This is a genomic window from Streptacidiphilus jeojiensis, from assembly GCF_042510965.1.
In the GTDB taxonomy this organism is placed as follows: Bacteria; Actinomycetota; Actinomycetes; order Streptomycetales; family Streptomycetaceae; genus Streptacidiphilus; species Streptacidiphilus jeojiensis.
This window is the reverse complement of record NZ_JBEUKS010000018.1, coordinates 23,994-49,113: the sequence shown is the minus strand read 5'-3', so window position 1 is coordinate 49,113 and position 25,120 is coordinate 23,994. Positions and strand designations below refer to the sequence as shown.

At 72.7% G+C, this 25,120-nt stretch carries 26 protein-coding genes; 21 read left to right on the top strand and 5 right to left on the bottom strand.

The window, feature by feature from the left end; genetic code table 11:
* Positions 1-2 precede the first annotated feature (2 nt).
* Complete coding sequence (locus ABUW04_RS35550; RefSeq protein ID WP_380568522.1) at positions 3-827, bottom strand: gamma-glutamyl-gamma-aminobutyrate hydrolase family protein; 825 nt, start codon at positions 825-827, stop codon at positions 3-5.
* A 24-nt stretch (positions 828-851) separates the two neighbouring features.
* A complete protein-coding gene (locus tag ABUW04_RS35545) occupies positions 852-1,610 on the bottom strand; it encodes a FadR/GntR family transcriptional regulator (protein WP_380568521.1) in 759 nt (252 codons plus the stop codon).
* A 98-nt stretch (positions 1,611-1,708) separates the two neighbouring features.
* On the opposite strand from ABUW04_RS35545, the gene ABUW04_RS35540 reads away from it, so the two are divergent.
* From ABUW04_RS35540 to ABUW04_RS35515, 6 genes are all read left to right on the top strand, one after another.
* A complete protein-coding gene (locus ABUW04_RS35540) occupies positions 1,709-3,070 on the top strand; it encodes a glutamine synthetase family protein (protein ID WP_380568520.1) in 1,362 nt (453 codons plus the stop codon).
* An 11-nt stretch (positions 3,071-3,081) separates the two neighbouring features.
* Entirely contained in the window at positions 3,082-4,449 is a 1,368-nt protein-coding gene (locus tag ABUW04_RS35535) for an aldehyde dehydrogenase family protein (RefSeq protein ID WP_380568519.1), read from the top strand.
* Positions 4,450-4,456: 7 nt separating this feature from the next.
* On the top strand, positions 4,457-5,248 hold the full coding sequence (locus tag ABUW04_RS35530) for a 3-oxoacyl-ACP reductase (RefSeq protein WP_030265245.1): 792 nt from the start codon (positions 4,457-4,459) through the stop codon (positions 5,246-5,248).
* 68 nt (positions 5,249-5,316) lie between these two features.
* Positions 5,317-5,694, top strand: a complete 378-nt coding sequence (locus tag ABUW04_RS35525) for a hypothetical protein (protein ID WP_380568518.1) — start codon at positions 5,317-5,319, stop codon at positions 5,692-5,694.
* 9 nt (positions 5,695-5,703) lie between these two features.
* The gene (locus ABUW04_RS35520) at positions 5,704-6,885 is read left to right on the top strand and encodes a glutathionylspermidine synthase family protein (RefSeq protein ID WP_380568517.1); all 1,182 of its coding nucleotides are present in this window, start codon (positions 5,704-5,706) and stop codon (positions 6,883-6,885) included.
* A 52-nt stretch (positions 6,886-6,937) separates the two neighbouring features.
* Complete coding sequence (locus ABUW04_RS35515) at positions 6,938-7,933, top strand: DUF2510 domain-containing protein (protein WP_037598127.1); 996 nt, start codon at positions 6,938-6,940, stop codon at positions 7,931-7,933.
* A 112-nt stretch (positions 7,934-8,045) separates the two neighbouring features.
* Here the strand turns inward: ABUW04_RS35515 and ABUW04_RS35510 are convergent, their stop codons facing one another.
* Together ABUW04_RS35510 and ABUW04_RS35505 are read right to left on the bottom strand one after the other, a co-directional pair.
* Positions 8,046-9,245, bottom strand: a complete 1,200-nt coding sequence (locus ABUW04_RS35510) for an amino acid deaminase/aldolase (protein ID WP_380568516.1) — start codon at positions 9,243-9,245, stop codon at positions 8,046-8,048.
* 67 nt (positions 9,246-9,312) lie between these two features.
* Positions 9,313-10,371 carry a serine hydrolase gene (locus ABUW04_RS35505; RefSeq protein ID WP_380568515.1) on the bottom strand — a complete coding sequence of 353 codons (1,059 nt, stop codon included), beginning with the start codon at positions 10,369-10,371 and terminating at the stop codon, positions 9,313-9,315.
* Between the two features lie 116 nt (positions 10,372-10,487).
* On the opposite strand from ABUW04_RS35505, the gene ABUW04_RS35500 reads away from it, so the two are divergent.
* The gene (locus ABUW04_RS35500; RefSeq protein WP_380568514.1) at positions 10,488-11,237 is read left to right on the top strand and encodes an SseB family protein; all 750 of its coding nucleotides are present in this window, start codon (positions 10,488-10,490) and stop codon (positions 11,235-11,237) included.
* A 49-nt stretch (positions 11,238-11,286) separates the two neighbouring features.
* On the opposite strand, the gene ABUW04_RS35495 is transcribed toward ABUW04_RS35500, so the two are convergent.
* Positions 11,287-11,658: a DUF1844 domain-containing protein gene (locus ABUW04_RS35495; protein ID WP_030265259.1), complete on the bottom strand. Its 372-nt coding sequence runs from the start codon at positions 11,656-11,658 to the stop codon at positions 11,287-11,289.
* Positions 11,659-12,072: 414 nt separating this feature from the next.
* On the opposite strand from ABUW04_RS35495, the gene infC reads away from it, so the two are divergent.
* From infC to ABUW04_RS35425, 14 genes are all read left to right on the top strand, one after another.
* On the top strand, positions 12,073-12,861 hold the full coding sequence (gene infC, locus ABUW04_RS35490) for a translation initiation factor IF-3 (RefSeq protein WP_380568513.1): 789 nt from the start codon (positions 12,073-12,075) through the stop codon (positions 12,859-12,861).
* A 113-nt stretch (positions 12,862-12,974) separates the two neighbouring features.
* Entirely contained in the window at positions 12,975-13,169 is a 195-nt protein-coding gene (rpmI, locus tag ABUW04_RS35485; RefSeq protein ID WP_030265264.1) for a 50S ribosomal protein L35, read from the top strand.
* Between the two features lie 87 nt (positions 13,170-13,256).
* Positions 13,257-13,643, top strand: coding sequence for a 50S ribosomal protein L20 (gene rplT / locus ABUW04_RS35480; RefSeq protein WP_030265265.1), 387 nt, complete (start codon positions 13,257-13,259; stop codon positions 13,641-13,643).
* 119 nt (positions 13,644-13,762) lie between these two features.
* The gene (locus ABUW04_RS35475; RefSeq protein WP_380568511.1) at positions 13,763-14,641 is read left to right on the top strand and encodes a TrmH family RNA methyltransferase; all 879 of its coding nucleotides are present in this window, start codon (positions 13,763-13,765) and stop codon (positions 14,639-14,641) included.
* A gap of 35 nt (positions 14,642-14,676) precedes the next feature.
* On the top strand, positions 14,677-15,780 hold the full coding sequence (locus ABUW04_RS35470) for a sensor histidine kinase (RefSeq protein WP_380568510.1): 1,104 nt from the start codon (positions 14,677-14,679) through the stop codon (positions 15,778-15,780).
* A 136-nt stretch (positions 15,781-15,916) separates the two neighbouring features.
* Complete coding sequence (gene pheS, locus ABUW04_RS35465) at positions 15,917-17,041, top strand: phenylalanine--tRNA ligase subunit alpha (protein WP_030265271.1); 1,125 nt, start codon at positions 15,917-15,919, stop codon at positions 17,039-17,041.
* Positions 17,041-19,563, top strand: a complete 2,523-nt coding sequence (gene pheT / locus ABUW04_RS35460) for a phenylalanine--tRNA ligase subunit beta (RefSeq protein ID WP_030265276.1) — start codon at positions 17,041-17,043, stop codon at positions 19,561-19,563. The genes pheS and pheT overlap by 1 nt, the downstream gene beginning before the upstream one ends.
* A gap of 171 nt (positions 19,564-19,734) precedes the next feature.
* Positions 19,735-20,661 carry a pseudouridine-5'-phosphate glycosidase gene (locus tag ABUW04_RS35455; RefSeq protein WP_380568509.1) on the top strand — a complete coding sequence of 309 codons (927 nt, stop codon included), beginning with the start codon at positions 19,735-19,737 and terminating at the stop codon, positions 20,659-20,661.
* The gene (locus ABUW04_RS35450; RefSeq protein ID WP_380568508.1) at positions 20,658-21,596 is read left to right on the top strand and encodes a carbohydrate kinase family protein; all 939 of its coding nucleotides are present in this window, start codon (positions 20,658-20,660) and stop codon (positions 21,594-21,596) included. The genes ABUW04_RS35455 and ABUW04_RS35450 overlap by 4 nt, the downstream gene beginning before the upstream one ends.
* A gap of 61 nt (positions 21,597-21,657) precedes the next feature.
* Positions 21,658-22,146 (top strand): MarR family winged helix-turn-helix transcriptional regulator, encoded by a 489-nt coding sequence (locus ABUW04_RS35445; protein ID WP_380568507.1) that lies wholly within the window; start codon positions 21,658-21,660, stop codon positions 22,144-22,146.
* 91 nt (positions 22,147-22,237) lie between these two features.
* Positions 22,238-23,107: a HipA family kinase gene (locus tag ABUW04_RS35440; protein ID WP_380568506.1), complete on the top strand. Its 870-nt coding sequence runs from the start codon at positions 22,238-22,240 to the stop codon at positions 23,105-23,107.
* A 79-nt stretch (positions 23,108-23,186) separates the two neighbouring features.
* Entirely contained in the window at positions 23,187-24,173 is a 987-nt protein-coding gene (locus tag ABUW04_RS35435; protein WP_380568505.1) for a 2-dehydropantoate 2-reductase, read from the top strand.
* Between the two features lie 135 nt (positions 24,174-24,308).
* A complete protein-coding gene (locus ABUW04_RS35430; protein ID WP_063757702.1) occupies positions 24,309-24,686 on the top strand; it encodes a hypothetical protein in 378 nt (125 codons plus the stop codon).
* Positions 24,687-24,750: 64 nt separating this feature from the next.
* On the top strand, positions 24,751-25,080 hold the full coding sequence (locus tag ABUW04_RS35425) for a hypothetical protein (RefSeq protein WP_380568503.1): 330 nt from the start codon (positions 24,751-24,753) through the stop codon (positions 25,078-25,080).
* Positions 25,081-25,120 lie beyond the last annotated feature (40 nt).

Sequence of the window (25,120 nt, the reverse complement as noted above, 5' to 3'; positions counted from 1 at the left end):
GATCATCCTGGAACAGGAGCCGTGTACACACCAGACCCTTCCGTGATCACCGCCTCGTGGGCCGCGCCTTCCGAGCCAGCTGCGCCTCCCGTGCCTCCCGTGCCTGCCGCCCCGCCGATCGCCGCCCCGCCGGCCGCCGCCCGGACCAGCGCCTGGAACAACCGCAGGTCCTCGCCCTGTTCCGGATGCCACTGCACGGCCAGTGCGAATCCGTCCGCGTGCTCCACCGCCTCCACCGTCCCGTCGGGGTGGTGGGCGCTCGCGGTCAGCCCCGCGCCCAGGCGGTGCGCCGCCTGGTGGTGGTAGGTGGGCACGTTCATCGGCCGGTCGCCGAGCAGCGCCGCCAGCCGGGTCCCCGGGACCGGGACCACCGGGTGGACCGCGTAGGCGCCGGGGGTGGGGGAGTGGCCCTCGTGTCCGACCAGGTCGGGCAGGTGCTGGACCAGGTCGCCGCCGCAGGCGACGTTGAGCAGCTGCATGCCCCGGCAGATGCCCAGCAGCGGCAGCCGCTGCTCCAGGGCGGCGGCGATCAGGGCCAGCTCCCAGGCGTCGCGCTCGGTCGGTGCCGGGTCGGTGCGCGGGTCGCGTGGCGCTCCGTACCGGGCCGGGTCGACGTCCGGGCCGCCGCTGACGATCAGTCCGCCGAGATGTGACACCGTGTCGGCGGCGGTTGACGGGTCGCCGGGCGGCAGCATCGCGGCGACGCCCCCGGCCCGCTGGACCTGGTCGGTGTACTGGACCGGCAGCAGCGCGGCCTGTGTCTCGGTCCACACTCCCCAGCCCGCCGGGACGAGATAGGTCGTCACGCCGATGAGTGGACGGTTCAAGGATCCAGCCTCTCCTGTGGTCGGTCAGGCCAGGAAGCCGCGCAGCAGCGCGGCCGTCCCGGCCAGGTGCTGGCGCATCACCGCGCGGGCGCGCTCGCGCTCCCCGCCCAGGATCGCGGCCACCAGTTCGGTGTGCTGACGTTCGCTGTGCTCCAGGTTGGGCGGCAGCAGCGGGATGCAGTCGAGCAGTTCGTTGACGGTCGAGCGGACCGCCGCGTACTGGGCCGCGACCGAGACCGAACCGCTGAGCTCGGCGATGGCCAGGTGCAGCCGGGTGTCCTGCCTGCGGTAGTCGGCGAGCCCGGCCGAGGCGGTGGCGGCCAGGCACTCCCGCAGCCGCTGCTCCTCCTCGCCGGCGGTCTCCCGGGCGGCGCAGAGCTCGGCCGCGCCGACCTCCAGAACCTCGCGGAAGAGCAGGGTGTCCTCCAGCCGGTCGCCCAGCAGCTCGGCCCGGCGGCGCAGTTCGGCGCCGTCGCCCGAGGGGGTGTCCTGCCGCGCGGGCAGGACGAAGGCGCCGCCGTAGCGGCCGCGCCTGATCTCCAGCAGCCCGGCGTCCTGGAGCACCTTCAGGGCGTCACGCAGTGTCACCCGGCTGACCTGGAGCCGTTCGGCCAGCTCCCGCTCGGGGGGCAGCCGCTCGCCCTCGGGCACCAGCCCGAGCCGGATCAGCTGGAGCACCCGCTGAACCGTTTCCTCGAAGGTGTTCCCCGACCGAACCGGCCGCAGCGCCGCGGCCAGCGGATCGGCGCCGGTCGGACGGGTACCCGCCGCAGTCCCGCTCATCGAGCCCCCTTCCCTTTCATTGGTACAAGGCTATACCTTTGGCTTGCTCGACCGCCGGTCCATTCGGAAAGCAAGCGAAAGCAGTCGGAGGCCCGTCCGTGACAGACCGTCAACCACCGCTCAGCGTCCAGGAACTACGCCGACTGGTCGCCGCCGGGGAGATCCACACCGTAGCCGTGGCCTTCACCGACATGCAGGGCAGACTGCAGGGCAAGCGCTTCGCGGCCGGCTTCTTCCTCGACGACACCCTCGCCCACGGGGCCGAGGGCTGCGCCTACCTGCTCGCCGTCGACGTCGAGCTCAACACCGTCGACGGCTACCCGATGGCCTCCTGGGACACCGGTTACGGCGACTTCGCCCTGGTCCCGGACCTGGCCACGCTGCGCCGCACCCCCTGGCAGCCCGGCACCGCCCTGGTCACCGCCGACCTGGCCTGGCACGACGGCACGCCCGTGCCCGCCTCGCCGCGGCAGATCCTGCGGCGCCAGCTGGACCGGCTCGCCGAGCACGGCCTCACCGCCTGGGCCGGGACCGAGCTGGAGTTCATCGTCTTCCGGGACACCTTCGAGGACGCCTGGAAGAGCGGCTACCGCGAGCTGACCCCGGCCAACCAGTACAACGCCGACTACTCGCTGCTGGCCACCGCCAGGATCGAGCCGCTGCTGGCCCGGATCCGCAACGAGATGGGCGCCGCCGGGATGGTGGTGGAGTCCGCCAAGGGCGAGTGCAACCTGGGCCAGCACGAGATCGCCTTCCGCTACGACGACGCCCTCACCACCTGCGACCAGCACAGCGTCTACAAGACCGGGGCCAAGGAGATCGCCGCCCAGCAGGGCATGTCGCTGACCTTCATGGCCAAGTACAACGAGCGCGAGGGCAACAGCTGCCACATCCACCTCTCGCTGCGCGACGCCCGGAACAAGTCGGTCTGCGCCGGGGAGGACGGCGACATGTCGCCGCTGATGCGGCACTTCCTGGCCGGTCAGCTGGCCGCGATGCGCGAGCTCACCCTGCTCTACGCCCCCAACATCAACTCCTACAAGCGGTTCCGCCCCGGCTCCTTCGCCCCCACCGCCGTCGCCTGGGGCCGGGACAACCGCACCTGCTCGCTGCGGGTGGTCGGCCACGGCCCCTCGCTGCGCTTCGAGAACCGGGCCCCCGGCGGGGACGTCAACCCCTACCTGGCCGTCGCCGGAATGATCGCCGCCGGGCTGCACGGCATCGAGCAGCAGCTGGAACTGCCGGAGCCCTGCGCCGGCAACGCCTACTCGGCCGACTACGAGCACCTTCCGGCGACGCTGCGCGAGGCCGCCGGACTGTGGGCCGGCAGCAAGATCGCCGAGGCCGCCTTCGGCAGCGACGTGGTCCAGCACTACCTGCGGATGGCCGAGGTCGAACAGAACGCCTACGACTCCGCCGTCACCGACTGGGAGCGGTTCCGCTCCTTCGAGCGAATGTGAGCACTCCACCCATGACCGACGACCTCACGGTCCTCAACCCCGCCACCGAGGAGGTGCTCGCCACCGTCCCGGTGACCACGCCCGAGCAGGTGGACGCAGCCGTGGTGCGCGCCGCGGCCGCCCAGCGCCGCTGGGCCGCGCTCGCCCCGGGCGACCGGGCCCGGCTGCTGCGCCGCTTCGCGGACGCGGTGGACGGCGCGGTGGACGAGCTGGCGCAGCTGGAGCTGCGCGAGGCAGGACACACCCTCGGCAATGCCCGCTGGGAGGCCGGCAACGTCCGCGACCTGCTCGAATACGCTGCGGGTGGGGTGGAACGGCTGACCGGGCGACAGATCCCGGTCGCCGGCGGACTGGACATCACCTTCCACGAGCCGCTGGGCGTGGTCGCCGTCATCGCGCCGTGGAACTTCCCGATGCCCATCGCCGCCTGGGGCTTCGCCCCGGCGCTGGCGGCCGGCAACGCGGTGCTGCTGAAGCCCGCCGAGACCACCCCGCTCACCGCGCTCAGGCTGGCCGAACTGGCGCTGGCCGCCGGTCTGCCCGAGGGTCTGCTGCAGGTGCTCCCGGGCCACGGCCGGGTCACCGGACAGGCGCTGGTGGACCACCCCGGCGTGCGCAAGATCGTCTTCACCGGCTCCACCGCGGTCGGCAAGGAGATCATGGCCCGCTGCGCGGGACAGCTGAAGCGGGTGACCCTGGAACTGGGCGGAAAGAGCCCCAACATCGTCTTCGCCGACGCCGACCTGGACCGGGCCGCGGCCTCCGCGCCGATGTCCTTCCTGGACAACTCCGGGCAGGACTGCTGCGCCCGGACCCGGATCCTGGTGCAGCGCGAGGTCTACGACGAGTTCCTGGCCCGGGTCGCCCCGGCGGTGGCCGCGGTCCGGGTCGGCGACCCGGCCGACCCCGACACCGAGATGGGCCCGCTGATCTCGGCGGTCCAGCGGGACCGGGTGCACTCCTACCTGACGCCGGACCAGAAGATCCTGGCCCAGGGCGAGGCGCCGACCGGCCCCGGCTTCTGGTGCCCGCCGACCCTGCTCGCCCCCGAGAGCCCGGACAGCCGCGCCGCCACCGAGGAGATCTTCGGCCCGGTCGCGGTGGTGCTGCCCTTCACCGACGAGGCCGACGCGCTGCGGCTGGCCAACGCCACCCGCTACGGCCTGTCCGGCTCGCTGTGGACCCGCGACCTGGGCCGGGCGGTCCGGCTGGCCCGCGGCGTCAACGCCGGGAACCTGTCCGTCAACTCGCACAGCTCGGTCCGTTACTGGACGCCCTTCGGCGGCTTCAACGAGTCAGGACTGGGCCGCGAGCTGGGCCCGGACGCCCTTGCCCACTTCACCGAGACCAAGAACGTCTTCTTCGCCACCGAGGAGTAGAGCGCACATGAGCAACGAAGCGACCGAGTCCGTCTGCCGCCGCCTGGTCGGCCGCACCGCCGTGATCACCGGCGCGGGCAGCGGCATCGGCCTGGCCACCGCCCGCCGGCTGGCGAGCGAGGGTGCCAACGTCGTCTGCGGCGACATCGACGAGACCGCGGGCAAGGCGGCGGCCGAGGAGGTCGGCGGCCTGTTCGTACGGGTCGACGTCACCGACGCGGACCAGGTGGAGGCCCTGTTCAAGGCCGCGTTCGACAGCTACGGCAGCGTCGACGTCGCCTTCAACAACGCCGGCATCTCCCCGCCCGACGACGACTCCATCCTCACCACCGGCATCGACGCCTGGCGCCGGGTACAGGAGGTCAACCTCACCTCGGTCTACCTCTGCTGCAAGGCGGCCCTCCCCTACATGCAGCGCCAGGGCCGGGGCTCCATCATCAACACCGCCAGCTTTGTCGCCGTGATGGGCGCGGCCACCTCGCAGATCTCCTACACCGCGTCCAAGGGCGGGGTGCTGGCGATGTCCCGCGAGCTGGGCGTGCAGTTCGCCCGGGAGGGGATCCGGGTCAACGCCCTGTGCCCGGGCCCGGTGGACACCCCGCTGCTGCGCGAGCTGTTCGCCAAGGACCCGGAGCGGGCCGCCCGCCGCCTGGTCCACATCCCGCTGGGCCGCTTCGCCCGCCCCGAGGAGATCGCCGCCGCGGTGGCCTTCCTGGCCAGCGACGACTCCTCGTTCATGACGGCCAGCCAGTTCCTGGTCGATGGCGGCATCGGCGGCGCCTACGTGACCCCGGAGTAGAGCCGCTGGAACGATCATGTACTCTGACCCCTCGGTAAGATCAGAGTAAGAGCTGGGGGGCAGAGTACGTGACGGGCACGACTGCGCGCAGAATGCGCTCGGGGGCGGTCGCGCTGGGGATGGTGAGCAGCCTGGCGCTGGCGCTCACCTCCTGCGACAGCGAGGCGGACAAGCGCTGCGTGGACACCACCAACTACCGGACCGTCGCGGACAAGCTCTGCAAGAGCGCACCCGGCGGCGGCTACGCCGACACCGACCGGTACCAGTGGTACCAGAAGGGCGGCACCTCCACCGGGCTGGCCGGGTACCACCGCTACTACGGCAGTTCGAGCGGCAGCGGCAGCAAGGGCTCCACCGACAAGACCGGTACCGGCAAGAGCAGCACCGGCAAGGGCGTCACCCGCGGCGGCCTGGGCAGCCACGGCAGCGGTTCGAGCGGGAGCTGAGCCGTCCTCATGGAACGCCACCGCATCGACCCCCGCCCGAACTGGCAGAGCATCGTCGAGGAGCAGGGGCTGATCTACCCGCTCACCCGCTTCCCCGACGGCGGCCTGCGGCCGTACTGGGACGAGTCCGGGTACTACCGTTTCAGCCTCGCCGAGGTCGAGGCGCTGGAGCAGGTCGTCGCCGAGTTGCACACCATGTGCCTGGCCGCCGCCGAGCACATCGTCGAGCACAACCGCTTCCGCGACCTCGGCATCACCGACCAGGTGGTCGCCGCCACCATCCGCACCTCCTGGCGCCGCCGCGCCGAGCAGCCCAGCCTCTACGGCCGCTTCGACCTGCGCTACGACGGCAGCGGCCCGGCCAAGCTGCTGGAGTACAACGCCGACACCCCCACCAGCCTGGTCGAGGCCGCGAGCCCGCAGTGGTTCTGGATGGAGGAGCGGTTCCCCGGCGCCGACCAGTGGAACTCGCTGCACGAACGGCTGGTCGACGCCTGGCGGCGGCAGGCCCACCTGCTCGCGCCGGGCCCGGTGCACTTCGCCCACTCCCGGGTGGACGAGCTCGGCGAGGACCAGATGACCACGGTCTATCTGATGGAGACCGCCCGCCAGGCCGGGCTGGAGACGGTGCCGATCTCGGTCGAGGACATCGGCTGGGACGCGCTGTCGCAGCGTTTCGTCGACCTGGACCTGCGCTTCATGCGCACCGTCTTCAAGCTCTACCCCTGGGAGTGGCTGGTCTCCGACGACTTCGGCGGCCATGTGCTGGACACCCTGGACCAGGGCGGCGGCAGCGGTGCCACCAGCTGGATCGAGCCGGCCTGGAAGATGCTGCTGTCCAACAAGGCGCTGCTGGCGATTCTCTGGGAGCTCTACCCGGACCACCCCAACCTGCTGCCCGCCTACCTGGACGGACCCCGGCTGCTGAAGGCTCATGTCGCCAAACCGCTGCTGGGCCGCGAGGGCGCCGGCGTGGTCATCACCGAGGCCGGCGGGCCGTCCGAGCCGCTGGATCCGGAGGAGCGGTACTGCTGGCAGGAGTTCGCGCCGCTGCCCGACTTCGACGGCAACCGGACGCTGCTGGGCGCCTGGGTGGTGGACGGCGAGCCGGCCGGTCTGGGCATCCGCGAGTCGTCCGGTCTGATCACGGATGAGTACGCCCGCTTCCTGCCTCATGTCATTCTCAGCTGATCCTCAGAGGCGATTGACTGCTTGCTTATCCAACAAGCCTTAGATTGCGCGTGTGAGTACGACAACCCCGGCCGGCTGGTACCCGGACCCCAAGCCCGCCGATCCCACCAACCCCGGACAGCGGTGGTGGAACGGCACCGAATGGACCGTCAGCACCAAGACGGACGAACCGCTGTCCGTCGAGACCGACGTCCCGAAGCAGCGCTCGCGCCCGCGCCGGGCCACGGTGGTGGCCGGGACGGTGGCGGCCCTGCTGGGGCTCGGCATCGGCAGCCTGACCACCTACCTGATCATGGACGGCAGCGACAACGGCACGACCAAGGCGGCCGTGTCCACGCCGGGCAACGGAGGTGGCAACGGCGGACTGTTCGGTGAGGGCGGCTCGGGGGGTTCCTCGGGCGGCTCTGGCTCGACCGGAGGCAGCGGCAACCTCCCCGGCGGCTCCACGGGCGGCTCCACCGGCGGTGACGGTTCGACCGGCGGCTCGGGCGGCACCAGCACCAGCAGCACCACCGCCTACGACATCGTCGACGGCATATCCCTGCCCATTCCCAGCGGTTGGACCGGCGGTACCACCACGGACGGCTTCGCCTCCATGTACGTCGGCTCCTACACCTGCGCGGGTTCCACCTCCGGCTCCAGCTCCACCTGCTCCCTCGGCGGCGCCAACACCGAGACCCTCAAGGCCTCGGTCAGCGCCGGCGCCAAGGCTGCCGCTGAGGCCGACATCGCCGCTGCCGCCAAGGAGGCGTACAACGACCTCAACAGTCACACCGTGCTGGAGTCCCAGGCGGTCACCGTGGCCGGGCGCTCCGGCTACCTGATTCGCTGGAAGGTCGACGCCAAGGTCGGCAACGACGGCACGGTGGAGACCGTGGTGTTCCCGACCAGCGACAACAAGAGCCTGGTCGCCGTGCACCTGGGCTTCGACACCGCCGCCAAGGCCCCCGACGTCTCGGTGATGGACACCATCGTCAGCGGCATCAAGGACGCCACCGTCTCCGGTGCCTCCGGCGGGACCTCCGGCACCACCGGCAGCAACTCCTGACACGCGCCTCCTGACACGCGACTCCCCGCGTGGCTGTGCCCCCGCCGACCGGTCGGCGGGGGCACAGCCATGAGCAGCAGCGAACAGCCGCGAACAGCGGCGTTCGAAGGCGTCAGAGGAAGGTCCGGCCCTCGCCGCGGTAGGTGGGCACGGTCTCCACCACCTGGTCGCCCTCGATCAGCCGCACCTCGGCGAAGCGCTCGAACAGCTCGCCGGCCTTGGCGTGCCGGAACCACACCTTGTCGCCGATCAGCAGGTCGTCGGCGACCGATCCCAGCAGCGGGGTCTGCACCTCGCCGGCGCCCTCCTGGGAGTCGTAGCGCAGCCCCTGCGGCAGGTAGGGGACCGGGGAGCGGTCGGCGCCTGCGGCACCCGAGGCCGGGTAGCCGCCGCCGAGCACGGTCACCACGCCCAAGCCGGGCCTGCGCACCACCGGCTGGGCGAACAGCGCGGCCGGACGCCCGTGGAACGACCGGTAGTTGTCGAACAGCCGGGGGACGTAGAGGCCCGATCCGGCGGCGACCTCGGTCACCGCGTCCTCCGCGACGGTGCTCTCCACGCTGCCGGTGCCGCCGCCGTTGACGAACTCCAGATCGGCGACCTCGCGTACGGCGCGCACCACCGCGGCCCGGCGCTGGGCCAGTTCGGCCCGGGCCGTGCGCTGCATCAGCTGCACCGCCCGCGAGCGGAACGGACGGCCGGCGATGCTGTCGCCCACCCCCGCGATGTGACCCTCGTAGGCCATCAGTCCGACCACCCGGAAGCCGCGGCGCTGCTGCACCAGCCGGGCGAACTCGGCCAGCGCCTCCGGGGTGCGCAGCGGCGAGCGCCGAGCCCCGATCCGGATCCGGCCGCCGAGCAGGTGCAGTGCGGTGTCCAGCTCCAGGCAGACCCGGATCTCCTCGGTCCCGGCCCCGCGGGCGGCGTCGATCAGGTCCAGCTGGGCCGGGTCGTCCAGCAGCACCGAGATCGCCCCGGCCAGCTTGGGGTCGGCGGCCAACTCGGCGTAGCCGGCCCGGTCCGCGGAGGGGTAGGCGAGCAGGATGTCGTCGAAACCGGCCCGGGCCAGCCAGATCGACTCGGCCAGGGTGAAGCTCATGATCCCCTGGAAGCCGTCCATCCGCAGCACCCGCTCCAGCAGGGCGCGGACCCGCACCGACTTGCTGGCCACCCGGATCGGCTTGCCCGCGGCGCGCCGGACCAGGTCCTCGGCGTTGGCGTCGAAGGCTTCGAGGTCCACGATCGCCAGCGGGGCGTCGAGGTGGGCCGTGGCACGGTCGTAGCGCGTGCGGTCAGCGGAAGGTGTCACCATGCCGGAAGCCTGCCACATCGTCACTACCTGCCGGTAGGGGGATGGCCCGGCAGAGTATGAGCCCTGCTCAGCTCTGGTCCAGGGTCTCTGCCGCGGCCTTCGCCATCGACTCCACCAGCGAGATTCCACCCGACTCGGAGAGGTTGCCGTCCGAGACCACGGATATCAGCAGCAGATGGCCGTTGCGGGACACCCGGCCGACGCTGTTGATCACCCACAGCCCGGTGGCCGAGCGCGGCAGCCAGCCGTTCTTCAGGGCGAAGTCGGAGCTGGTCGCCGCCGCGCTGACGCCCCAGCGCTGGTCGGTCTCGACCTGGCTCATCAGCCCCTGCTCATAGCTGCGCGAGGCGGAGCTCAGCACCGAGGAACTGGTGAACACCTGCCGCAGCAGCCGAAGTTGGTCGGCGGCGCTGGTGGTGGTCAGCCCCCAGTAGAGCCCCGATCCGCCCTCGGTCTCGGTGAGGCCGAACCGCTTGTTGGCGGCGTCCAGCCCGCTGCTCTCCCCGATGGCCTGGTAGAGGCTGTCGGCTGCGGTGTTGTCGCTGTTCTCGATCATCCGGGTGGCGAGTGAGCGCTGCGACGAGGTGAGCGTCCGGTCGTCGTCCTGCGCCTGCAGCAGCAGCGTGGCCAGGATGTCCATCTTGGCGATGCTGGCGGTGACGAAGCCGTGGTCGGTGTCCCCGTAGTCGAGCGCGGCCCCGGTGGTCAGGTCCGTGGCGGCCACGGCCACCTTGCCCTCGGCAGCGGACGCCGCCTTCTCGAGCTGGTCCATGGCCGCCTCCGAGCTGGTCGCCGAGGGCTGAGCCGAGGCCTCCGCGGACGTCGATGCGGACGCCGACGCCGCTGCCGACGCGGCAGCGGATGCCGACACTACCGTCGTCGCGCCGGGGGCCGAGGCGGAATCCGAGGACGACGAGGCGGCCGAGACCAGACTGCTGTTCTGTGCGGCCGCCCCGTGCCCGTGCAGCATCGTGGTCGTGGTGGCCACCGCGACCACCAGCACCACGGCGGCACCGATGGCGGCGCGGCTCCGCAGCAGACCCGCGCGACCGCGCCGGCCCGGTCCCTGCCCGTGCTCGTGCGCCTGTTCCTGCTCCTGCGGCCCGCCCGGACCTGTCGTCGACATGGTTCCGCACGGTAGGCACTGCGGCTACGCGTGGCCTGGGAGAAAGTGTGGAATCGGCTGGCAACGCGGCCCCGGCCCGGTCCGGCGCGGCCGGTCGGGTCGACTAGGCTCACCGGGTGCAGCGTAAGAACATCCCCGATCCCGGCTTCGCGGGCGACGACGGTTCGGCCGACCCCCGTCTCGCGGCGGCCCTCGCCCGGCACGCGGCCGGAGCCTCGCCCGGGACCGAGCAGGAACTGCTGGCGGCGCTGGTCGACGCCCGGCTGATGGTGCCGATCGTGGCGATCCTCGGCGAGGCCGAGACCGGTGCGGACGGCCTGAAGCACGAGAAGTCCAGCGACATGGCGGTCCCCACCGTGCAGGCACCGAACGGGCGCAGGGGGCTGCCGGCGTTCACCTCGCTGGAGGCGCTGGCCCGCTGGCGCTCCGACGCCCGTCCGGCCCCGGTCCCGGCCCGGCAGGCGGTCCAGGCGGCCTGGTCGGAGCAGGCCGACGCGCTGCTCATCGACCTGGCGGGGCCGGCCTTCTACGAGCTCTCGGGGGCCGCGATGCGCGCCGTCGCCGAGGGCCGCGCCAGGATCGAACCGCTGCGCGACCCGGAGGTCGCCGAGGCGGTGCGCGGTCTGCTGGCCCCGCACCCGGCCGTGCTGCGGGCCCATCTGATGCCCAGCGAGCGGGCCGACGCGACGCTGGCGCTGATCCCGGACCCGGCGACGGACTCCGCCGAGCTCACCGCGGTGGTCCAGCGGCTGGCGGCCGCCCTCGCGGACGACGACCTGCTCCGGATCCGGCTGGACCGCGGGCTCGACCTGGCGGTCGTCCCCCCGTCGCCCGCTGAGCCCGAGCCCCCGCTCTACAGCCGCTGACGCCCAGCAACCCCGAAGCTTTGCGCGTTCTGTCCGCAGCCCCGCCCGGCTATCCGTAGACCGGTCCCGTGAACTTCTCGCCCGGGCCGGTGCCCGGCTCGTCCGGGACCAGGGAGGCCTCGCGGAAGGCGAGCTGCAGCGACTTCAGGCCGTCGCGGAGCGGTGCGGCGTGGAAGTTGCTGATCTCCGGTGCGCCGGCGGTGACCAGCCCGGCCAGGGCGGTGATCAGTTTGCGGGCCTCGTCCAGGTCCTTGTGCTTCTCGCCGTCCTCGGCCAGCCCCAGGTTGACCGCCGCCGCGCTCATCAGGTGCACCGCCACCGTGGTGATGACCTCCACCGCCGGTACGTCCGCGATGTCGCGGGTCAGGTCGTCGAAGTCGGGGTTCTCGGGAGCCTCGGGGCTCTCCGGCTGGCTGCTCATGGGTACTCGTCTCACCGGTCGAACACGGATGTCTGCACCGCAGTCTGCCTGATCACCGGGGGGCGCACCCAAAACGCCTCCGCGCCGGGGAATTCTGCGCTACGGCGGAACGCTGCTATGGTTGGACACTGACCGGCCAGGTACTGGCGTGCCCGAGGGAAATCCCGAGGACACCGTACCCGGCCCACAAGTGGAGTCTCCTCCCACCCGCATCGACCGCAGGGTCGTCGGGTTCCGGTCCGGTGGTGCCCGTCCTGCCAAGGATGAGGCATCGCTCAGCGCGTATCGCGGACATGTGCTCCGCGGCAGCGCGCCGGTTTCCGTGGAGCCCCGCCTGTGTGTCATGCGGGGCTTTTTTCGTGCCCGCGGTGCTGCGCCCCGCGCATCCCCACCGCGGTACGAATGAAGTCCTGTATGGCGGTGAAAAGTCCGCTGTTCACGCGACTGCCGTCGGCAGCCGCGAGGTGCAACCGAGGAGGATCCATCAGCACCGAGCCCCGCATCAACGACCGGATTCGCGTCCCCGAGGTGCGACTCGTCGGTCCCAGTGGCGAGCAGGTCGGCATCGTGCCGCTGGCCAAGGCCCTGGAACTTGCGCAGGAGTACGACCTGGACCTGGTCGAGGTCGCGGCGACCGCCCGGCCGCCGGTGTGCAAGCTCATGGACTACGGCAAGTTCAAGTACGAGTCCGCCCTGAAGGCCCGTGAGGCGCGCAAGAACCAGGCGCACACGGTCATCAAGGAGATGAAGCTCCGCCCGAAGATCGACCCGCACGACTACGACACCAAGAAGGGTCACGTCGTCCGGTTCCTCAAGCAGGGTGACAAGGTCAAGATCACGATCATGTTCCGTGGTCGCGAGCAGTCCCGCCCCGAGCTCGGCTTCCGGCTGCTGCAGCGTCTCGCGTCGGATGTCGAGGAGCTGGGCTTCATCGAGTCCAACCCGAAGCAGGACGGCCGGAACATGATCATGGTTCTGGGCCCGCACAAGAAGAAGACCGAGGCCATGGCCGAGGCCCGCGAGGCGGCAGCCGCCCGCAAGGCCGACCGCCAGGGCCGTCCCGCCGAGGACGAAGAGGCCCCCGCCGCCGAGCAGGCGCCGGAGGAGGCCGCGGAGTCCGTGGCGGCCGAGGCCGCCGAAGAGACTGTCGACGCCCCCGACGGCGACGAGGTCTCGGACGCTTCGGAGGTGGCAGCCAACTAGGCTGCCGCGTCCACCCGGCCCACCGGCACCCGCCGGAGGGCCCAGAGACACCAGCGCTCCCGCTCGCGCCCCGGCGCCGGGCGGGAGCGGACCGACGAGGAGAGTACGGCGACATGCCGAAGAACAAGACGCACTCCGGTGCCAGCAAGCGCTTCAAGATCACTGGCTCCGGCAAGGTGCTGCGCCAGCGCGCCGGCCGTCGCCACTACCTCGAGCACAAGGCGTCCACGCTGACCCGTCGCCTTGCCGGCACGGTCGAGGTCTCCCCGGCTGACGCCAAGAAGGTCAAGAAGCTTCTCGGCAAGTGATCCTGCGCCCCGCGCAGCCGATCCCCTCGACCCATTCGTAACCGGACCGTGTGAGACAGACCGCGGTCCTCACCAAGGAGTAACAACGTGGCACGCGTCAAGCGGGCAGTAAACGCCCACAAGAAGCGCCGGGTCATCCTCGAGCGCGCCAGCGGTTACCGCGGCCAGCGCTCGCGCCTGTACCGCAAGGCCAAGGAGCAGGTCACCCACTCCTTCGTCTACAACTACAACGACCGGAAGAAGCGCAAGGGCGACTTCCGTCAGCTGTGGATCCAGCGCATCAACGCTGCGGCGCGTGCGAACGGCATGACGTACAACCGCCTGATCCAGGGCCTGAAGCTGGCCAGCGTCGAGATCGACCGCAAGATGCTCGCCGAGCTCGCCGTGCACGACGCCACCGCGTTCGCCGCGCTGGTCGAGGTCGCGCAGAAGGCCCTCCCGGCCGACGTCAACGCGCCCCGCGTCGCCGCCTGAGCGACTGCCTGAGCCGGCTCTCCGCCGGCCTCTGTCGCAGCAAGCGCCATCCGAGAACGGACCCGTAGGGGGATCACCCCTTGCGGGTCCGTTCCCGTTAGCCGAAGTGAGAGCAAGCGATGCCCCAGCAGCCCCACCCCGCCCCCGAGCTGACCTCGCTGCGCTCGACCAGGGTCACCGCCGCCCGCAGGCTCTCCCGCCGGGCCCAGCGCGGCAAGGAGCGCCGCTTCGTCGCCGAGGGCCCGCAGGCGGTCCGCGAGGCCGTGGCGTACGGCACGCTGCCGGGCGGCGAGCACGCCGTGGTGGAGATCTACACCACGGCCGAGGCCGCCGAGCGCCATGCCGACCTGCTGGCCGACGCCAGGGCCGCCCGGGTGCCGGTGCTGACCGCCACCGACGAGGTGATCGAGGCGGTCTGCCAGACCGTCACCCCGCAGGGGATCGCCGCCGTCTGCCGCTTCGTGGACACCTCCTTCGAGCAGGTGCTGGCCGCAGGACCCAGACTGGTCGCGGTGCTGGCCCACGTCCGCGACCCCGGGAACGCCGGGACGGTGCTGCGCACGGCCGACGCCGCCGGGGCCGACGCGGTGGTGCTCACCGACGCCTCGGTCGACCTCTACAACCCCAAGGCCGTCCGGGCCTCGGTCGGCAGCCTCTACCACCTGCCGGTGGCCGTGGGGGTGCCGGTGGAGCAGGCCGTGGCCGGACTGCGCGCGGCCGGGGTGCGGATCCTGGCGGCGGACGGCGCCGGCGAGCGCGACCTGGACCAGGAGCTGGACGACGGCACCCTGGGCGGCCCGACCGCCTGGGTCTTCGGCAACGAGGCCTGGGGCCTGCCCGAGCCCACCCGGGCGCTGGCCGACGAGGTGGTCCGGGTCCCGATCCACGGGCACGCCGAGAGCCTCAACCTCGCGACCGCCGCCGCGGTGTGCCTCTACGCCTCCGCGCGCGCACAGCGTGCCCCCGCCGGGTGCCGCTCCCAGGGCCTGGTTCGCTAGGGTGACCACGGCGGCATCCGGAGGGGAGGGCGGCCATGACCGACACGCGGCAGCTCCGTGCGTCAACCCGCGCTGTCCTGCCGGGCCTCGATCCGGAGGACCTGCCGGACGGGCTGGTCGTCGCGGACGCCGACGGGGTGGTCGTCTGCTTCAACTCCGCGGCCGCCCAGATCAGCGGGATCAGCCGGGAACAGGCGCTGGGCCGGCCACTGGCCGAGGCGCTGCCTTTAGAGGATCTGGAGGGCCGCCGCTGGTGGCCGCTGCTGGACCCCTACGGCGGCCTGCGGATACGCACCGGCCAGCCGGAACGCAATCTGCTGCTGCCCGGCGGCCGCGAGGTGCTGGTCTCGGCCCGCTACCTGCGCGAGGGCACCGGACCGGTGCGCCGGGTGGTGGTCGCGCTGCGCGGCACCGAGGCCAGGCGCCGCACCGAGCGCAGCCACGCCGAGCTGATCGCCACCGTCGCCCATGAGCTGCGCTCCCCGCTGACCAGCGTCAAGGGCTTCACCGCGACCCTGCTGCAGAAGTGGGAGCGGTTCACCGACGACCAGAAGAAGCTGATGCTGGAGACGGTCGACGCGGACGCCAACCGGGTCACCCGGCTGATCGCCGAACTGCTCGACATCTCCAGGATCGACGCCGGACGGCTGGAGATCCGCCGGCAGAAGGTCGACCTGCCGCAGGCGCTGCGCCGCCACGTGGAGGGGAAGATCGCCGCCGGGGTCGCCCCGGAGCGCTTCGTGATCCGGGTCAACGAGCCGCTGCCCCCGCTGTGGGCGGACGCCGACAAGGTCGACCAGGTGCTGGGCAACCTGCTGGAAAACGCGGTGCGCCACGGTGAGGGAACTGTCACCATCGAGGTCGAGCCGGACAAGGCGGTCCTCGCCTCCGGCCAACTGCGCGAAGGGACGGCGGTGACGGTGAGCGACCAGGGCCCCGGCATCCCCGAGGAGTCCATCCCGCGCGTCTTCACCCGCTTCTGGCGCGGCAGCAAGCGCGGCGGCACCGGCCTCGGCCTCTACATCGTCAAGGGCATCGTCGAGGCACACGGCGGCAGCATCGCGGTGGACCGGGTGCCCGAGGGCGGCGCCAGGTTCCGATTTATCCTGCCCGCGGGCATCCCCGACTTCATGGCCTGAGCGGTACGTCCCGTCCTGACCGGTACGTCCCAGGCCCGTCGCGGAGGGCAAGCGGGCGCTGCTGACTCCAGAACCTCAGTAGACTCGGCCTTTGGCGCCGTGCGCTGAACCACGCAGGAGCATGGGAAGAAGAGGGATGTCCGCACCGAACAAGTCCTACGACCCGGTCGAGGTTGAGGCGTTGAAGCCGGAAGAGATCGAGCGTCTGCGGGACGAGGCGCTGGCCGCGTTCGAGGCCGCCGCCGACCTCGCCGCGCTGCAGGAGGCCAAGGTCGCCCACACCGGTGACCGCTCCCCGCTGTCCCTGGCCAACCGCGAGATCGGCGCGCTGCCGCCGCAGGCCAAGAAGGAGGCGGGCCAGCGGGTCGGCCAGGCCCGCGGAGCCGTCAACAAGGCCCTCGCCGAGCGCCGCGCCGTGCTGGAGGCCGAGCGGGACGCCCGGGTGCTCACCGAGGAGGCCGTGGACGTCACCCTCCCGTACGACCGCGCCCCGCGCGGCGCCCGGCACCCGCTGACGACCCTGTCCGAGCGGCTCGGCGACATCTTCACCTCCATGGGCTACGCCATCGCCGAGGGTCCCGAGGTCGAGGCCGAGTGGCTGAACTTCGACGCCCTCAACATGGGCCCGGACCACCCTGCGCGCTCCACCCAGGACACCTTCTTCCTCAAGGACGCGACCGGGCAGCCCACCGACGGGGTGGTGCTGCGGACGCACACCTCCGGCGTGCAGATCCGCTCCATGCTGGCCGCCTCCGAGCCGCCGATCTACGTGATCTGCCCGGGCCGGGTGTTCCGCTCCGACGAGCTGGACGCCACCCACACCCCGGTCTTCAGCCAGATCGAGCTGCTGGCCGTGGACGAGGGCCTGACCATGGCCGACCTCAAGGGCACCCTGGACCACATGGTGGTCTCGCTCTTCGGCGAGGGCATGAAGACCCGGCTGCGCCCGAACTACTTCCCCTTCACCGAGCCGTCCGCCGAGATGGACATGGTGTGCTTCCACTGCCGCGGCGAGTCCGTCGGCAACCCGGACCGCCCCTGCCGCACCTGCTCCTCCGAGGGCTGGATCGAGCTGGGCGGCTGCGGGATGGTCAACCCGCGGGTGCTGATCGCCTGCGGCATCGACCCCAACAAGTACAGCGGCTTCGCGTTCGGCTTCGGCATCGAGCGACTGCTGATGTTCCGCCACAACGTCGAAGACATGCGAGACATCGTGGAGGGTGACGTGCGCTTCACCCTTCCGTTCGGGATGGAGATCTGATGCGCGTCCCGCTTTCCTGGCTGCGGGAGTACGTCGACCTGCCCGCAGGCGAGACCGGCCGCGACGTGGCCGACCGGCTGGTCCGGGCCGGCCTTGAGGTCGAGACCGTCGAGCAGCTCGGCGGCGACCTCAAGGGCCCGCTGGTGGTCGGCAAGGTCCTGGCCATCGAGGAGCTCACCGGCTTCAAGAAGCCGATCCGCTACTGCCAGGTCGACGTCGGTGACGCCAACGGCACCGGCGAGCCGCAGAACATCGTCTGCGGCGCCCGCAACTTCGCCGTCGGCGACAAGGTCGTCGTGGTGCTCCCCGGCGCGGTGCTGCCCGGCCCGTTCCCGATCTCGGCGCGGCAGACCTACGGCCACACCTCCGAGGGCATGATCTGCTCGGCCCGCGAGCTGGGCATGGGCGACGAGCACGACGGCATCATCGTGCTGCCGGCCGAGTACGTGCCCGGTACCGACGCCGTCGAGCTGCTGGAGCTGGTGGACGAGGTCCTGGACATCGCCGTCACCGCCGACCGCGGCTACTGCCTGTCGGTGCGCGGTGTCGCCCGCGAGGCCGCCATCGCCTACGGCCTGCCGCTGAGCGACCCGGCGCTGCTGGACGTGCCGCCGGCCAACGCCTACGGCCCGCTGGTCAAGGTCGAGGACCAGGCCGGCTGCGACCGCTTCGTGGCCCGCAGCGTCATCGGCATCGAGCCGACCGCGCTGTCCCCGCTGTGGATGCAGCGCCGGATCCAGAAGGCCGGGATGCGCCCGATCTCGCTGGCCGTGGACATCACCAACTACGTGATGCTGGAGCTAGGCCAGCCGCTGCACGCCTACGACCGCAGCCGGATCGACGGCGCGATCACGGTGCGCCGCGCCCGCGCGGGCGAGAAGCTGCGCACCCTGGACGGCGTCGAGCGCACCCTGGACGTCGAGGACCTGCTGATCTGCGACAACTCCGGGCCGATCGGCCTGGCCGGGGTCATGGGCGGCGCGGGCACCGAGATCGCCACCGCGGTCGAGGACCCGGAGACCGGCCGGGTCGACGGCACCACCGAGGTCGTCATCGAGGCCGCGCACTTCGCGCCGGTCGCCATCGCGCGCAGCGTGCGCCGGCACAAGCTGCCCTCCGAGGCCGCCAAGCGCTTCGAGCGCGGGGTGGACCCGGAGGCCGGCAAGGCCGCCGCGCAGCGCGCCGTGGACCTGCTGGTGCTGGTCGCCGGCGGCACCGCCGAGGCCGGGGTCACCGACATCGCCGCCCCGCACCCGGTGCACAGCATCACCATCGCCGCGGACCACCCGGACCGGGTGGCCGGGCAGGAGTACGGCCGCGAGACCGTGGTGCGCCGGCTCCAGGAGGTCGGCTGCACCGTGGTCGGCGGCGACGTGCTGGTGGTCACCCCGCCGAGCTGGCGGCCGGACCTGACCGACCCCAACGACCTCGCCGAGGAGGTCATCCGGCTGGAGGGCTACGCCGAGCTGCCCTCCACGCTGCCGACGCCGCCCGCGGGCACCGGCCTGACCGAGTCCCAGCGGCTGCGCCGCCGCACCGGTCTGGCGCTGGCCGGGGCGGGCTACGTCGAGGTGCTGAACTACCCGTTCATCGGCGAGGCCGTGCTCGACGCCTTCGGGCTCGACGCGGACGACCCGCGCCGGACGACGGTGCAGCTGGCCAACCCGATCTCCGACGAGGAGCCGTCGCTGCGCACCACGCTGCTGCCCGGCCTGCTGGCGGCGCTGCGCCGCAATGTCGGCCGGGGCGCGACGGACGTGGCGCTGTTCGAGCAGGGCCTGGCCTTCCGGGTGGACGGCACCGACCCGGAGGCGCTGTTCAACGCGCCGCGGCTGCCGGTCGACCGCCGTCCCACCGACGAGGAGATCGCGCAGCTCAACGCCGCGCTGCCGCGCCAGCCGCGGCGGGTCGCCACCGTCCTGGCGGGCAACCGCGAGCCCGACGGCTGGTGGGGCAAGGGTCGCGCGGCGACCTGGGCCGACGCGGTCGAGTCGGCCCGCACCGTGGCGGCCGCCGCCGGGGTGGAGCTGACGGTCCGCCAGGATCGGCACGCGCCCTGGCACCCGGGCCGCTGCGCCGCCCTCTACGTGGGCGACCGGCTGGTCGGCCACGCGGGCGAGCTGCACCCGCGCACCGTCAAGGCGCTGCACCTGCCGGAGCGCACCTGCGCGATGGAGCTGGACGTCGAGCTGCTGACGGCCGACGGCGGCGGCCATGTCGAGGGGCCGAGGATCTCCGGCTTCCCGGTCGCCACCCAGGACGTGGCCCTGGTCGTGGACGCCACCGTGCCGGCCGCCGAGGTGGAGGCCGCGCTGCGGTCCGGCGCCGGACCGCTGCTGGAGTCGCTGCGGCTGTTCGACGTCTACACCGGCGAGCAGATCGGCGCGGACAAGAAGTCGCTGGCGTACGCGCTGCGGTTCCGCGCCGCCGACCGCACCCTCACCGCCGAGGAGGCGTCGGCGGCCCGCGAGGCGGCCGTCGCCGAGGCCGTGAGCCGCACCGGCGCGACCGCGCGCGGCTGACGCGCCGCAGGCAGCACGGCGGCCCGTTCCCGGATTCCGGGGGCGGGCCGCCGTTGTGCTGCGGGTTCCGACCGCCCCGGTTCGCACCGAGCGGGTTCGGGCCGGGCGGTTTGAGCCGTGGCGGCGGGCGACAGGATCAGGGGCAGGAACGTTCTTGCGCCAGGAGGCCCCATGCCGTCCAGTCCCGCCCCGATACGCCTGTCCGACGAGGTCCGAAAAGCCGTGGAGCGGGGCCGCCCGGTGGTGGCGCTGGAGTCGACGATCATCTCGCACGGGCTGCCGCGCCCCCGGAACCTGGAGGTCGCCCGGGAGCTGGAGGCAGCCGTCCGCGCGGGCGGGGCGGTGCCGGCCACCATCGCGGTGCTGGACGGGGTGGCCAGGGTCGGACTCGGCAAGGACGAGCTGGAGCGGGTCGCCAACGACCCGGACCTGCGCAAGCTGGGCTTCCGCGATCTGGCCCCCGCGGTCGCGCTCGGGGCGAGCGGCGCGACCACGGTGTCCGGGACGGCCTTCCTGGCCCATTCGGCCGGGATCGCGGTGTTCGCCACCGGCGGCCTCGGCGGAGTGCACCGGGACTGGACGACCCTGCAGGACGAGTCCGCCGACCTGGGGCTGCTGGCCCGGGTGCCGATCACGGTGGTGTGCGCGGGGGTGAAGTCCATCCTGGACGTCCCGGCGACGCTGCAGCGCCTGGAGACCCTGAACGTGGGCGTCGTCGGCTACCGGACCACCGAGTTCCCCGGCTTCTACCTGCGCAGCTCCGGACTGCCGGTGGACTGGACGCTGGACACCCCGGAGCAGGTGGCGGAGCTGATGCGGGCCCGCTGGCAGCTCAACGCCGACCTCACCGCGCTGGTGGTCGGCAACCCGGTGCCCGAGGCGGAACAGCTCGACCCCGAACTGCACGACCGGGTCCTCGCCAAGGCGCTGCGCGCCGCCGAACGCCAGGGGATCACCGGCCAGGCGGTCACCCCGTTCCTGCTCGGCTACCTGGTGAAGCACACCGACGGGGCCTCCCTGGAGGCTAATCTCGCCGCGGTGCGGGGCAATGTCGCGCTGGCGGCGAAGATCGCCCGCAGCCACGCGGCGCTCAGTTGACCACCGGTCAGGCGGCCAACGCGCAGCTGACGCCGGCTCAAGCCCTGCTGGTGGTGGGCGACCTGGTCACCGATGTGGTGGCGCTGCACGCCAAGCCGCTGAGCCCGGACACCGACACCTCGGCGCGGATCGCGGTCCGCCCCGGCGGATCCGCCGCCAACACCGCGGCCTGGGCGGCCCACGCGGGCGTACCGGCGCGGCTGCTGTCCCGGGTCGGCGCCGACTCGGCCGACTGGCACCGCGAGGCGCTGGCCCGCGGCGGTGTGGAGACCTGCCTGCGGGTGGACCGCGACCGGCCGACCGCGGTCGTCATCGACCTGGTGGACGGCGCGGGGGAGCGGACCTTCGTGACCGACCGCGGCGCCAGCGGCGCGCTGGGCCCGTCGGACTGGCAGGACGCGCTGCTGGACGGGGTCGGCCGGCTGCACCTCTCCGGCTACCTGCTGTTCGGCGCCGAGGGCCGGGCGCTGGCCGCGGTCGCGGTGGCGGCGGCCCGCGCCCGGGGGATCGGCGTCAGCGTGGACCCGGCGTCCAGCGGCTTCCTGCGCGAGTTCGGTGCGGACCGGTTCCTGGCCCTGCTCGGCGGCGTCGACCTGCTGCTGCCCAACCTGGACGAGGCCCGGGCGCTGACCGGGCAGTCCGATCCGTCGATCGCGGCCCGCGTGCTCAGCGCGCGCTGCCACTGCCTGGTGGCCCTGAAGCTGGGCTCCGCCGGCGCGCTGCTCGCCGAGCACGGTGCGCTGCTCGGCCGGGTACCGGCTCCGGGGGCCGTCCCACTGGACTCCACCGGCGCCGGCGACGCCTTCGCCGGCGGCCTGCTGGCAGCGCTGCTCGACGGCGCCGACCCGGCCGCAGCCGCGGCGGCAGGCTGCCGGCTGGGGGCGACGGCGGTGCTCGCGGTGGGCGGCCGTCCGGCAGCCGTCCCTGCCCGCTGACAGGGCCGGGCGCGGTACTGCGCCAATGCTTGAGTGCTCAAGCTTCTGCTACGGTGGAGGCATGAACGAGGCACTGGAGACGTCGCTGCGGCTGGTTCGGGCCCAGGCGGCGCTGGTCAAGCGGTTCGACGCGCGGCTGTCCGGGCTGCACGGGGTCAGTTTCGCCGACCTGGCCGTGCTGCGCTGCCTCGGCCAGGCCGAGGGCGGCCGGATGCGCCGGGTGGACCTGGCCCAGGCGCTGGGCCTGTCCGCGTCCGGCGTCACCCGGGGCCTGATCCCGCTGGAGCGGATCGGCCTGGTCGTCCGCGAGCCCGACCCGCGCGACGCCCGGGTGGCGTACGCGGCGCTGACGCCCACCGGTCGGGAGCGGCTGGACGAGATGGAGCGGACCGCGGCCGAGGTCGCCGAGTCCGTCTTCACCGGCGAGGTCTGGGAGGACGGCGGGCTGGCCACGCTGGTCGACCTGCTGGACGCACTCGAGGGCAGCGCCGGGGCCGGTGCCGCCAGGTCCCGGAAGCGGACGGAATCGACGGCCGACCGGCATGGTTGACCTGCTGGGGGAGGCGCAGTGGCGGATGGTGGAGCTACTACTGGGCGGCGGTTGGGCGGTTCCACTGCCGGGCGGACGAGAGGCTGAGCGGGTGCGGGCGAACAGCGGACTGACCGAGGTGACCGCGCTGCGGTACCTCGAACCGCTGCGCGCCGGGGGTTCGCTGCCCGGTGTCGTCGAGACCGACGACCTGGGCACCTACGTGGTCAAGTTCTCCGGCGCCGCACAGGGCCGCAAGGCGCTGGTGGCCGAGGTCGTCACCGCCGAGCTGGGACGGCGGCTGGGTCTGCCGGTCCCGGAGATGGTGCTGGTCAGGTTCGACCCCGAGGTGGCGGCGCACGAGCCGGACCCGGAGGTGCAGGACCTGCTGCGGGCCAGCGCCGGACTGAACCTCGGCATGGACTTCCTGCCCGGGGCCCGCGACTTCGCCCCCGGGGTGGTCCGGGACGTGGACGTCTCGCCCGCCGAGGCCGGCCGGATCGTCTGGTTCGACGCCCTGGTGGGCAATGTCGACCGCACCGTGCACAGCCCCAACCTGATGGTGTGGCACCAGCGGTTGTGGCTGATCGACCACGGCGCGGCGCTGATCTTCCACCACCGCTGGTCCGGTGCGGCGGAGGCGGTCGGCCGGAAGTACCCGATGTCCGAGCACGCCCTCGGCGGATACTCACCCGACGTCGCCGGGGCGGACCGGGCCCTGGCGCCGCTGGTCACCGTCGACCTGCTGCGCGAGGTCACCGAGCTGGTCCCGGACGAGTGGCTGGAGCCGGAGCCGGGCCTGGACACCCCCGAGCTGCAGCGTGCGGCCTATGTCAGCCACCTCGCCGCCAGGGCCGGCCGCTCCGCCGAGTGGCTGCCGGACTGCTTCGCCACCCCCGAGGAGTTGGCCGAGCGCGAGGCGAGGCGCACCGCGGCGAGCCTCGCCGGCCGCCCGGCCTGGCTCCAGCACGTGCGGGGCTGACCGGAGCGGGAGCCGACCGGGGCCGGGCCGACCGAGGCGGGGTTGACCGGGGCCGACACCTGCGGGGTAGCGTCACCCCATGCGGATCTGTGTGGTGGGGGCCGGGGCGGTCGGCGGGTTCATCGGGGCGAGGCTCGCCCTCGCGGGCGTGGAGACCTCGGCGGTCGCGCGCGGCGCGACCCTGGACTCGCTGCGCTGGCACGGCTGGCGGCTGGAGTCGGCGGAGCGGCCGGACGACGCCGTCGCCTCCGCGCCGGTCCGGGCCACCGACGACGCTGCCGAACTGGGCGTGCAGGACGTGGTGGTGCTCGCGGTCAAGGCGCACGCGGTCCGCTCCACACTGGACAGCCTCGCCCACCTGGTCGGTCCGGAGACCGCCGTGGTCGCCGCCCTCAACGGCGTGCCCTGGTGGTTCTTCGACGGCTTCGGCGGCCCCTGCGAGGGCCGGCACCTGGACACGGTCGACCCCGGCGGCCGGATCGCCGCCGCGGTCCCGACCTCCCGGGTCGTCGGCTGCGTGGTCCACGTCAGCTGCAGCACCCCCGAACCGGGCCTGGTGCACCACCACAAGGGCGAGGGGCTGATCCTCGGCGAGCCCGACAACACGGACTCGCCCCGGGTACGTGAACTCGTCTCGCTGCTGCGCGGCGCGGGGCTGGAGGCGACCGGGTCCACCGCCATCCAGCGGGACGTCTGGTTCAAGCTCTGGGGCAATATGACGATGAACCCGGTCTCCGCCCTCACCGGCGCGACCGGCGACCTCATCCTCGACGACGAACTGGTGATGGCCTTCTGCCATGCCGCGATGCGGGAGGCGGCCGAGATCGGCGCCCGCATCGGCTGCCCGATCGAGCAGAGCCCCGAGGACCGCAGCCAGGTCACCCGCAAGCTCGGCGTGGCCAGGACCTCCATGCTCCAGGACGCCCAGGCCGGGCGCAGGCTCGAACTCGACGCCCTGGTCGGCTCGGTGCGCGAGATCGGCGGCCTGCTGGGGCTGGCCACCCCCAGCATCGACGCGATGCTGGGCCTCACCCGCCTCAGCGCCCGCGTGCACGGCCTGCTCTGACGCTGCGTCATACCACACCAGGTCACACCACGTCACGGGCACGGTGTGTGATGCGCGTTAGTGCGACCGCATCCCGGGTACGCGCTGCAGCAGACGTCAACCGGAGCAACGCCAACCGGATCAACGAGGTGTGACATGCTGCTGCTCGGACTCCTGCTCGTGGGCGGAACCATCGCCTTCGCCACGGTGCTGATCGCCGACAATCTCGACGGTGGGCCGCAGTACTCGGCCACCCTCTTCGATCACCACCTGGCCACCGTCAACACACTGGGCGCGTTCCTCGCGGGGATCGCGCTGGCACTGGTCTTCTGCCTGGCCCTGATGATGGTCTCGGTCGGCGCCCGCCGCGAGCGCCGCCGCAACGCCGAACTGCGTGCCGCCCGCCGCGAGCGCCGGGCCGCCGCGAAGACCGTCGACGCCGGCACCGCCACCGACCCGGGCGAGGACGACACCGCGACCATGCCGGTGCTGACCAAGCGCCGCAGCCGTGGGGTGCACCTGTTCGGCCACTGAGCCACGCCCCCGCCGACGCTGCTTCGTTACGCATGTGACGGCAGGGGCGGGGTAAGGGGGAGTCATGACCGACGCACTGGTGGAGGACGACCCCGGCCGGATCCACCCGGACGACATGGCCGCCATCCTCACCGCCCTCGACGCCATCGACGTCTCCGCCAAGCCGGTGCGGACCGTCGCCCCCGACGACCCGGACGACTGGACCCTGTGCCTGCACTGGCTGCAGCACGGGCCGGTCTCCTCGGACACCGAGACGGCGCTGCCCGGCGTGCTGGCCCGGATCCGGGACCACTACGCCGTCAACGGCCGCACCCCGCCGACCCGGATGGACCTGCACGGACCGGACGGCGGGGAACTGCTCACCGTCGAGGGCGGGCAGTCCCACCCGGCCTGACGGCGTGCTCGACGGCTCTGTCGGCAGTCGAGCGGGGGTC